Annotated in this window: 12 protein-coding genes and 2 tRNA genes; 4 read left to right on the forward strand and 10 right to left on the reverse strand. The window is 51.8% G+C overall.

Annotated elements, in window-relative coordinates; translation table 11 throughout:
- The first annotated feature begins 22 nt into the window (after nt 1-22).
- Complete coding sequence (locus tag QCH34_RS02800; RefSeq protein ID WP_211529605.1) at nt 23-253, forward strand: hypothetical protein; 231 nt, start codon at nt 23-25, stop codon at nt 251-253.
- Complete coding sequence (locus QCH34_RS02805) at nt 250-522, forward strand: type II toxin-antitoxin system RelE/ParE family toxin (RefSeq protein ID WP_211529606.1); 273 nt, start codon at nt 250-252, stop codon at nt 520-522. The genes QCH34_RS02800 and QCH34_RS02805 overlap by 4 nt, the downstream gene beginning before the upstream one ends.
- Nucleotides 523-764: 242 nt before the next feature.
- Here the strand turns inward: QCH34_RS02805 and QCH34_RS02810 are convergent.
- Both QCH34_RS02810 and QCH34_RS02815 read right to left on the reverse strand, forming a co-directional pair.
- Nucleotides 765-838: transfer RNA gene (locus QCH34_RS02810), tRNA-Thr, on the reverse strand.
- A 120-nt stretch (nt 839-958) separates the two neighbouring features.
- Nucleotides 959-1,252 (reverse strand): DUF3467 domain-containing protein, encoded by a 294-nt coding sequence (locus QCH34_RS02815; protein WP_300329746.1) that lies wholly within the window; start codon nt 1,250-1,252, stop codon nt 959-961.
- Between the two features lie 41 nt (nt 1,253-1,293).
- Between QCH34_RS02815 and QCH34_RS02820 the strand changes: the two genes are divergently transcribed.
- A complete protein-coding gene (locus tag QCH34_RS02820; RefSeq protein ID WP_300329750.1) occupies nt 1,294-2,103 on the forward strand; it encodes a PD-(D/E)XK nuclease family protein in 810 nt (269 codons plus the stop codon).
- Nucleotides 2,104-2,179: 76 nt separating this feature from the next.
- Here the strand turns inward: QCH34_RS02820 and QCH34_RS02825 are convergent, their stop codons facing one another.
- Genes QCH34_RS02825 through QCH34_RS02835 form a run of 3 tightly spaced genes read right to left on the reverse strand, consistent with a single transcriptional unit; the run spans nt 2,180 to nt 4,427 of the window.
- On the reverse strand, nt 2,180-3,121 hold the full coding sequence (locus QCH34_RS02825; RefSeq protein WP_300329753.1) for a nucleotidyltransferase domain-containing protein: 942 nt from the start codon (nt 3,119-3,121) through the stop codon (nt 2,180-2,182).
- 5 nt (nt 3,122-3,126) lie between these two features.
- Complete coding sequence (locus QCH34_RS02830) at nt 3,127-3,705, reverse strand: L-threonylcarbamoyladenylate synthase (RefSeq protein ID WP_300329776.1); 579 nt, start codon at nt 3,703-3,705, stop codon at nt 3,127-3,129.
- A 47-nt stretch (nt 3,706-3,752) separates the two neighbouring features.
- The gene (locus QCH34_RS02835) at nt 3,753-4,427 is read right to left on the reverse strand and encodes a DUF5612 domain-containing protein (RefSeq protein ID WP_300329755.1); all 675 of its coding nucleotides are present in this window, start codon (nt 4,425-4,427) and stop codon (nt 3,753-3,755) included.
- A 323-nt stretch (nt 4,428-4,750) separates the two neighbouring features.
- On the opposite strand from QCH34_RS02835, the gene QCH34_RS02840 reads away from it, so the two are divergent.
- A complete protein-coding gene (locus QCH34_RS02840; RefSeq protein WP_300329758.1) occupies nt 4,751-5,293 on the forward strand; it encodes a DUF308 domain-containing protein in 543 nt (180 codons plus the stop codon).
- A 198-nt stretch (nt 5,294-5,491) separates the two neighbouring features.
- On the opposite strand, the gene QCH34_RS02845 is transcribed toward QCH34_RS02840, so the two are convergent.
- The 5 genes from QCH34_RS02845 to QCH34_RS02865 all read right to left on the reverse strand — a co-directional run.
- Nucleotides 5,492-5,562, reverse strand: a tRNA-Gly gene (locus QCH34_RS02845).
- A gap of 109 nt (nt 5,563-5,671) precedes the next feature.
- The gene (locus tag QCH34_RS02850; RefSeq protein ID WP_300329761.1) at nt 5,672-5,947 is read right to left on the reverse strand and encodes an AbrB/MazE/SpoVT family DNA-binding domain-containing protein; all 276 of its coding nucleotides are present in this window, start codon (nt 5,945-5,947) and stop codon (nt 5,672-5,674) included.
- A complete protein-coding gene (locus QCH34_RS02855; RefSeq protein WP_300329764.1) occupies nt 5,925-6,533 on the reverse strand; it encodes a class I SAM-dependent methyltransferase in 609 nt (202 codons plus the stop codon). Before QCH34_RS02855 ends, QCH34_RS02850 begins: the two co-directional genes overlap by 23 nt.
- 300 nt (nt 6,534-6,833) lie before the next feature.
- Nucleotides 6,834-8,093 (reverse strand): PKD domain-containing protein, encoded by a 1,260-nt coding sequence (locus QCH34_RS02860; protein WP_300329767.1) that lies wholly within the window; start codon nt 8,091-8,093, stop codon nt 6,834-6,836.
- Between the two features lie 102 nt (nt 8,094-8,195).
- Nucleotides 8,196-8,803, reverse strand: a 608-nt coding sequence (locus QCH34_RS02865) for a hypothetical protein (protein WP_300329770.1), incomplete at its 5' end; no start/stop codon positions are given.

An 8,803-nucleotide genomic window follows, 5' to 3' on the forward strand; every position in this document is an offset into this window, starting at 1 on the left:
CTATACTCTCCTATGGGTTATTATGGCAACAACGATTCAACTTCAGCCGGAGACAAAATCCCGGTTGGATGAATTAAAAATACATCCCCGGGAGAGTTATGATGAGACGCTCAACCGCCTCCTGGATATAGCATATGACCCAGAACCCCTCTCTGAAGAGACATTGCAGCAGATAGAGGAAGGTATCGCAGATATCCGGGCCGGTCGCTTGCGCTCACTTGAAGATATTGCTTTGGAACTGGGTCTGGAATGATCTGGCGAGTCCTCTTCACTCCGAAAGCGGAACGTGACTTGAAACGCCTTCCAATGTCTGAGGAGCAGCGGATCAAAGACGAACTAACTGCTCTCGCAGAAGAATCATATCCTCGCTTACACATAAAAAAACTGAAGGGACACCAAAGCATTCCGATTTACTCTTATCGGATAGGGCGGTTTCGGATTATACTCACAATTGAGGATGACGTGATGGTCATCTTTGTGATTGAGATCGGAGATAGAAGCACAGTCTACCGAAAATATTGAAATGTCGAGGTTTATTATTTCATATTACCTTTTTTTCAGTTGCTATAGACAAGTGCTCCTCAAAGCAATATGCTTCCTATGAGAGTATGAAATTCCAACTCGATATCTCGTTTCGATCTTCAATTCAAGGACTGAATTGTTCGCTACTGCAATATCTGCCCTTTGGAAGAAATACTCAGGATCAAGGTTTTCAAATAACGAGTAATATAAGCCTCAATATTGATTTAAAGACTTTAAAAGAGAGCCGCCGGAGGGAGTTGAACCCTCGACCTGCTGATTACGAATCAGCCGCTATGCCGGGCTAAGCCACGGCGGCACTGCGACCATTCTATTGGCTTTGAAAAGGTTAAAAGGTTCTGCTCTTTTCAGCATCGCGGTATCATTTCTGGTTTCGCTCTCGTGCAGACTGTCGTAGAGACTATCGTTCTGACATCGCTTACGAGTATCCCCGCATCGTCACCGAATCGCCCGCCTGTTGCTCCTGGGGGGGCTCGATGGTGCCGAACTTGGATTCAAACTCAGCAACACTCTGCTGGAGCACCGCGAGGAACTTCTTCGCATGTTTTGGGCTGATGGTGACGATGGACTTCGCCTTTGCCTGGTTGATATTTGGAATCTGGTGGAGGAAGAGGAAGGTGAATTCGTCGTCCCGGAAGGCGATCTGGATCATGTTGCTGTAAACGGGATCGAGATCCTGAGGCACATTTACGGTTATTTCCTTAGAAGCCATGCAAATCTATTAGCGGAGTGAAAAGAAAAGCTTTCTTACGCATGTCTGCGCCAACACGACCCTCAGAACCACAATTCATCCCAGTCTCGACACTCGTCCGCACTTCGGTCTGCCCGGTCCGGGTGTATCTGGAACGGCATGAAGGGATCACAGAGCCGCCGGAATATACCATTGCGAAACAGGTCGGCTACCACCTGGGAGCATTGGCCGTATCTGATGGTTCAGCGGCTACGGAATCTGAGGCTGTGTCATCTGTTGGATCTCCACAGGTTCCAGATTGTAATCCAGATCCCCACGTTGAGAGGATCTGGGGGGAGATCCGACTCGTCCGGCCGGATATCGACGATTCAATGAAAGAGTACCTCAAAGGGTGTATCGCCGCCTGCCGGGGGCTTGCCTGGGAGGCGCCTGTGGCAGCCGATGTTTCCTGTACAAACAGGAAGTACGGCATCTCCGGGCGGATCGACTGGATATTCAGCAAAAAGCCTGCAATCGGCATCCTCAGGGCAGGCCGTGCCCCGACCTATGGTGTCTGGAAGCAGGATCGGATCCGGGCGGCTGCATACCTGCTGGCGGCAGAAGAGATGGAACAGCTGAATGATGGAGGACACTCCCTCTCCGAAGTCCGGATCGCCTATATTCCATCCGGCATCGTCCGGACGGTCGCCCCCACCGCCTCGGACAGGCGGAGCCTCCTCGCCGCCCTCAGGAAGGCAGAAGCGATCTACCGCGGCGAAACCCCGCAGGCACCGCCGGATGCCCCCTGCGACCGCTGCCCGAAGAGGGAATCCTGCACCCGGGGCGCCGGCGAGCCGCAGACGCTCTTTGATCGGTTCTTCCGAAGAGGGTGAATTCAGGAGAGGATAGACCGAAAAAGAGGGCGGAAACAGATTGGCAGGTGGAAAAGAGATCTCCGGAAAAAACTGCTCACCTGTTCAGAAGTGTTCGTGAGAGGATGTACTCGCCCCGTGCCTCGCGGGTGGTGCCGACGATCAGCCATTTCTCGTCTCCATGATCCTCGACTACACCTGCTGCCTCGATCACTTCTCCTGCGAGTGCCTGCCCGGCATAGGTATGGGTGAAGGAGAGGACATAGCTGATCTCCTCGTGGTCGATTGCATAGACGGACGGGTTATCAAATGCAAGGGAGGCATCGGTCACGGTCGCCTCGATCACATCCCGGCCGGTTGGAACTCCTTTTTTGATCGGAACGGCGTTCTGCCCGGCATATCCACGAGAGAAGAGGAGGTCGAAGTAGGTTCCCTCATACTCGCCCCGGTTGTATTTCCGGGCTTCATGGGCGACGAAGTCGTCAAAACCGATCTCAGGGACACGCTTCCTGTAGACCTTCCTCCACATCTCCTCACTCATCTCCGGGATCTTCCCCGCTGAAACCGCATCGGCAAGCTGCCGCTGTGCTGAGAACCAGTGCTCCCCATAGACAACGAGATCGATATCAGATGCTTCGTTCTCAAGCCCGCAGAGGAGGGAGCCGGTACAGCCGAAACTCTTCTCTGGGAGGCTGAAGAGGCTTGTGAGGCTCCTGACACGGGGGTTCTGCTGCATGATCCTGCCCATCTCCTCTTCCGGCTTCAGGACAGAGGCGATCTGATCCAGCGGGATCCGATGAACGGTATCATTCCAATCCGGATGGTGGTCACGAATCCAGGCGAATGCCTCATCAAACTCGATCTTCCGGTACCGCTTTCCATCTGCACAGGTTCGCTCGCCATCCGGATCGGGGAGGTACCTCAGGACACAGCCTGCCCGCTCGTCGTTGTCGTACACTGAAACGGCATATATCCCGCCATCTCTATCGACTAAAAAATCACGAAGCCGGATAGGCTTCTCCATCCGCTTTATCTCCATGCAGCTCAGTCCATTTCGATGAGGAATCTGACGATCTCATCAAGCTGTGATCCCGGCCTGACGATCTCTTTTGTTTGGAGATCCACAACCGTGCTTGGCGTCCCCGGCAGCTCTCCCCCGTCGATGAAGAGCTCGTGCCGAACATTCACGTCATTTTTGGTCCTTGGAGAGATGTCCCCGGAGAGGTTTGCGCTGGTTGCGGTGATCGGGGCATCCAGCTCGCTGATGATCGAAAGCGCTATTTTGTGATCCGGCCAGCGGATCCCGATCATCCCGGTGCCGCCGGTCAGTTCTGTCGGAACACAGCTCTTTGCCTTCAGGATTACTGTGACAGGTCCCGGGAGGAAGCGGTTGATGAACGCCTCTGCCGCCGGATTAAGATATGCGACACAGGCGAGCATCTCGATATCCGATACTGCAATTGAGATCGGTTTTCCCCTGAGCCTGTTCTTAGCTTCATACACCCGCTCAATTGCAATATCCGAGAAGGCATCCCCGCCAAGCCCATACACCGTCTCGGTCGGGTACACGATTAAGCCGTCATGGCTGAGGATGGAAACGGCCTGCTTTATGATGTCATCCATATCTTTCATAGTATCAGATCAACTCTTTGGAAGGTATATTCAGCACGTTAAAACTCGCGTCCCTTCACCCTGCTGATGTCAAAGATTGCCTTTTCTGAGACATGCATCACGGCAAAGACTCCCGCCTGGATTGGGTCGGTGACCACAAGATCCGCATGTTTTGTGACGCTCCCTGCCATCTTCAGGGCAATCACCGGTATTCCTTCTGCCTTTACGTTCTCGACAGCACGGCTGATCTTTCCGCCCATGATCGATCCGGCAAGCACAAGGATCGAGGCACGAGGCAGCCGTGTCACCGCATCAACTGCGAGTGCCAGCGTATCTTCCCCGACAAGCGGGATGGTATCAACCGAGATCCGTTCTCCCCGGATATTATGGCGGTCCGCCTCATTCACAGCACCCATTGCCACCTGTGCAACCTGGGCGCCGCCGCCGATGATGATCACCCGCTGCCCGAAGATCTTCGAGAACGTCTCATGGGTTTCGACCTCAAGAATCTGGGGGAGGGCAGTCAGCGCAGCAACGATTGATCCGAAGTTGTCATCAACCTCGATCTCAAGATCCACCCATGCAAGGCCGGCCTCAGGTCCGCGTTTGATGATCTCCTGCTGTATCGTCAGAATATTCCCATTATGTTCGGCAAGAGTGGTTGCGATATCGCGGAGAACGCCTTTTTTGTTCTCGGTGATCAGGCTGATCGCATAGCTTGAAGAAGAGTCCATTGTCGCAAGGTTACCTTTTTCCCGGAATATACTTCCGGATATTGTTTTTCTTGTTCATGTACAGTTCAGTGTTCATCGAGTCCATAGTACCCTTCGATCCGTATATACATGGTTACTGCGGGAGGAGAGAAAACAATATCGGAAGTGCATTCTCTGGATGAGGAACCGGGCAGTCTCAAAGCATGCCTGGAAAATTCGGCATCTGGTTTTGATGGATGGCTCTTTCTGATCTGAAATATGAAAAGAGGAGAATACTCAAAGTCAGAGAACCTGATTAACGGAATTTTTAAATAGTCAGGATCGCAATTCCGTATTGATCCATTATGGAATCAGAAGTTATGACCCGGGGCGGGCTGTTGGCCCGCGGAATCTTTGCCCTCATCATTGGTGTCCTTTGTTTCACTATTCCGATCGCGATGGAGGCGTTATTTGCTTATATCATTGGAATCTTCCTGATAGTCATCTCGATTGTCACCGGCGCAGTCTCCATCAGTGACACCGGGAAAGTGCACTGGGGTGTTCTGATCCTCTCAATACTCGGATTGATCGTCGCACTTCTCCTCTTCATGACCCCGTTTGTCATGTTCGTTGCCCTGACTATCCTTGTTGCTGCCTGGGCGATTATCACGGGAATTGCAGAGCTTGCCCTTGCATTCAGCCTGGATGAACTGCCCTTCCGTATCATGCTCGGCATCGGTGGTTTCTTCTCGGTGCTCTTTGGTATCCTGATCGGATTTGCACCACTCCCGATGGACGGATCACTCATCCTGATCATGCTCATTGGAATCTACTTCCTGATCATGGGCATCCTGAGCCTTATCACCGGCCTCCTGATGCGGAAAGGCGAAGTGATTGTTTCAGTCTGAGTAATCACCGAATCACTGAATTGTCTGATCACCCAAACCTCCTGTGAAGGATAAGATCGTTTAATGGGGGAACCTGGGTGAGGAAACAAGAGAGTGGGAATCTGAAGGGGAAATGAACCCCACCTCCTCATTTTCAAGTAATAGCCTCATTATGGATATGATAATTGGGATTTAAGAACAGTGATGAGAGAAGAGTGATGCGATAACCGGGATTCGAACCCGGGCTAGAGGCTTGGGAAGCCCCTGTCCTACCACTAGACTATTATCGCGCTTCCTCATTTTATCTGTCTGATCACTTATAGAAGTTATCGTTTGTATGCCCCATGTACTCCCTGATCGAGGGGGGAAATGGGGTCATACCCCGCAATTCTTTGAAAATCACTCTTCCCGTGGCTCTTCTGGGGGTTCTTCCGGCGGTTTTTCAAACATCTGAAGTATCGAGAGCGCGATCTTTTTGAATGCATCAGCTTTGACGATTGCAATTCCACGATCCTCGTCCCCGAGCACTATCAGCGTATCCCCCGGTTTGATATCGAATAATTCACGCGCCTCTTTTGGAATAACGATCTGGCCCCGATCACCCACCTTTACAGAGCCAAAGATATGCTTCTTCTCATCCGGGTGGGAATGGTTACAATGATGGTGATGAAACATCAGAATCTCCCTCTTTCTTCATTCCTATGTCTGGAGTACATCTCAGGAATGCTTTCTCCTCAGATATAATATCCCAGAGTCCTGAGCCGGTGATGATCTGCCTGGTTCTGTCACGGGGTTGGTGGCCGTCGTCGATGATCAGTATGCCATCTGGTTTTGTGATCCGCAGCAGCTCTTTCAGAAATGAGGCGGTATCCGGAACCATGTGGAACATATCCAGTGCATAGACGAGATCAGCTGATCCTGTTGCCAGCCCTGAGTTGTACCCCTCTGCCAGCACGGGAATGATTCTGTGCTGTCCGGTCTTTGTGATCCGTTTTGAGACGGATTCAATAGCACGCTCATGAATATCCACCGCATACACAATGCCCTCCGGACCGGCGAGCCGGGCTGCACTGTCAAGATAGCCTCCGGGACCGCACCCGTAATCAACAACAGTCATACCGCTTTTAATGCCAAAACGGGTTACTTTATTCTCAGGCGGATAAAGTCTGTCCCTGATACGGAATAAGAATGCCATTGCAGAGAAGGCCGGATCAGGTATCCGATAGACGGAATCGCTGGAATCATGGCTATTGCCGGTCATATAACCACCACTCTGGTAAGATGGAGTTCCGTGCTCAGGCCATCCCGGTTTGGGATCTGAAGTGTTGGTTGTAAATTCATGTAATTCATACTTTTCATATTAATATGAATATTCATACTTTATATCTTTTGTGATGATGCATTGCCGAGGCAAATGAACTGGTGATCCTGGCCTGGAATTCAATGGGTGAGCCAAAATGTGAAGTCAGGTTCAAAAGGGGATTGTTGTGACGTGGTCGATTCGTCTTTTGGATATCATCAAAATGGTGTTATTGGTATGTGTATTTCGAGAGCCTTGCTCTCATGCCGGGGGCAGACCGGCATCATACCGTGCCTGGATCTCTGCCTGCGTGAAGGCACGCTCATATGTGCCGAGGCCGCGGATCTCGCCATCGAATTTTCTCAGCATCGATGTTGGACCGGGCCATTCTATTCCGGCCGGACCACCTATCTGGTATCTGCCCGGAGAAGGGATGATTGTTCCCGTTAAACCAATCGAGCCTTGATGGCCGCCGCCATCCACATAGATGCGCAGCCATCCTGCATCCTGGTTGTATACACCAACCACATGATACCAGGTATCTCTCACCGGGGATGTGGTTGAGCGTGTAAACCGTCGGTTTGCGTCTGTTGTCATGGCTATCTCAAATAACGTATTCCCTTCATTATGCTGAAGATGATACCGGCTGTTACTGTCCCTGTCGCCATCTACGACAATTGTTGCCCACCGCTCATCACTTGCAGGGGGAGCGGGATCCCGATTCCACTTCACCCATGCCTCAACTGTAAAGCCTGTAATCTCCGGTGCAACCACAATCTCCCTTGAGAAGTCATTTGACCCCCCACTATTTGCCACCGTGAGCTTGACAGTGTATGTTCCCGGATCCGCGAAGGTATGAGATGGAGATTGTACTGTTTCATTGTTTCCGTCCCCAAAGTCCCAACTCCATGAATCGATCACACCGGTTGAGGTGTCACTGAACTGGACGGTGAGGGGTGCTGTTCCTGAATACGGATCGGCGGTGAAGCCCGCAACTGGCGGGTCGTCCGGCCCCGGTCCGCTGCCGTCCATGGCAATGGTCGTTCCAAATATCCGTACCTCGGCATTTGTGTCGATGATCACAAGCTCAAGTTTACCAGCAGGAAAGCCGGTGCCCTCTGCGGCTGTTAGCCTGTCGATGGTGATCTTTGGGCCTTCTGCTGAATTGTAGAGATAGAGAACCTGCCCCGCCTTCCAGGTGACAGGAGCATCTGCTCCCGCCAGCACCGGCCCTCCCCCGGCCGCTGTCGTCCTGATATCGATCGGGATGCCCCGGGCGGCGCCTGAACCATTCAGGAAGACGTCGTCGCCGCCCCGGTGCTGAATAGCAACATACTCCGTTCCGTTGATCTCAACAACGCCCGCCTCAGCTGCGATGAATGCCGACTTCTCAAGCCCTCCGGGGATCCCGTAGATGAAGGCATACACGATGATCGCGATGATTACGACTAGCAGTACGAGCAGCATGACGCTGATTGCGGGAGTTACTGCCTCCTGATCACTTCTCTTTACTCTATCCACCTCCAGACAATCCTTTCTGAAAAATTACTTGGTATTCTGATTCGTATCTGTATCTCAACCTGCGCTTCATACTCAATGAATCATATATCCCGATAATGGAAATCATTCAATTACAATCACATTCTGAAGTCGGTTCTGGTTGAGCTGTAGTTGTATCTGTAACCTGATCTCTCTTGTCCCATCTGTTGACTCGATTATGACTGGCGAAACAGTTGTGGTGCCGACACCTGCGAAATTCCGGTTTATGTATGTCAGAGTTGCTCTTCCATCACTGCCGATATTTGGACTCCATACCGCATCTGCTGAAATGACGATCCCCTGATCAACAAGGGCATTTCCCACCCGCTCACGAAGTGAGATGGCTCCCGGCAGGCTCCCATCATATGGGGTGCCATCCGGGTTATTCACCTGGAAGGTAATTGTTGTCTGTGTAAAGCCAACAACTTCAATTGCCTCAGGTATTGGTGCTGGCGGTAAAACGGGCCCATCCAACATGCCCTTTACAGTCATCTGCTCCATAAATACCAGCAGGTGGGATGTAATGTCAACTGCGGTGATCGATCGCTCGCCTGCGGCGCAGCCGATACCAGAGCTGATGGCAAGAGCCCTTTCCTTTGTGAGCCGGGGACCGGTCTCAGTATTGAACATATATATGCTCTCGCCCGGCCTCCAGTTCATGGGGGCAAGAGGAACTACACGGATTCTCTGCC

This window comes from Methanocalculus sp. (assembly GCF_029762515.1).
GTDB lineage: Archaea > Halobacteriota > Methanomicrobia > Methanomicrobiales > Methanocorpusculaceae > Methanocalculus.

Excerpts from the sequence above, each read along its gene's own strand:
- QCH34_RS02835 (WP_300329755.1), bottom strand. The coding sequence starts at position 4,427 with ATGGACTCTTCTTCAAGCTATGCGATCAGCCTGATCACCGAGAACAAA.
- QCH34_RS02800 (WP_211529605.1), top strand. The coding sequence starts at position 23 with ATGGCAACAACGATTCAACTTCAGCCGGAGACAAAATCCCGGTTGGAT.
- QCH34_RS02830 (WP_300329776.1), bottom strand. The coding sequence starts at position 3,705 with ATGGATGACATCATAAAGCAGGCCGTTTCCATCCTCAGCCATGACGGC.
- QCH34_RS02805 (WP_211529606.1), top strand. The coding sequence starts at position 250 with ATGATCTGGCGAGTCCTCTTCACTCCGAAAGCGGAACGTGACTTGAAA.
- QCH34_RS02840 (WP_300329758.1), top strand. The coding sequence starts at position 4,751 with ATGGAATCAGAAGTTATGACCCGGGGCGGGCTGTTGGCCCGCGGAATC.
- QCH34_RS02825 (WP_300329753.1), bottom strand. The coding sequence starts at position 3,121 with ATGGAGATAAAGCGGATGGAGAAGCCTATCCGGCTTCGTGATTTTTTA.
- QCH34_RS02850 (WP_300329761.1), bottom strand. The coding sequence starts at position 5,947 with ATGTTTCATCACCATCATTGTAACCATTCCCACCCGGATGAGAAGAAG.
- QCH34_RS02815 (WP_300329746.1), bottom strand. The coding sequence starts at position 1,252 with ATGGCTTCTAAGGAAATAACCGTAAATGTGCCTCAGGATCTCGATCCC.
- QCH34_RS02820 (WP_300329750.1), top strand. The coding sequence starts at position 1,294 with ATGTCTGCGCCAACACGACCCTCAGAACCACAATTCATCCCAGTCTCG.
- QCH34_RS02855 (WP_300329764.1), bottom strand. The coding sequence starts at position 6,533 with ATGACCGGCAATAGCCATGATTCCAGCGATTCCGTCTATCGGATACCT.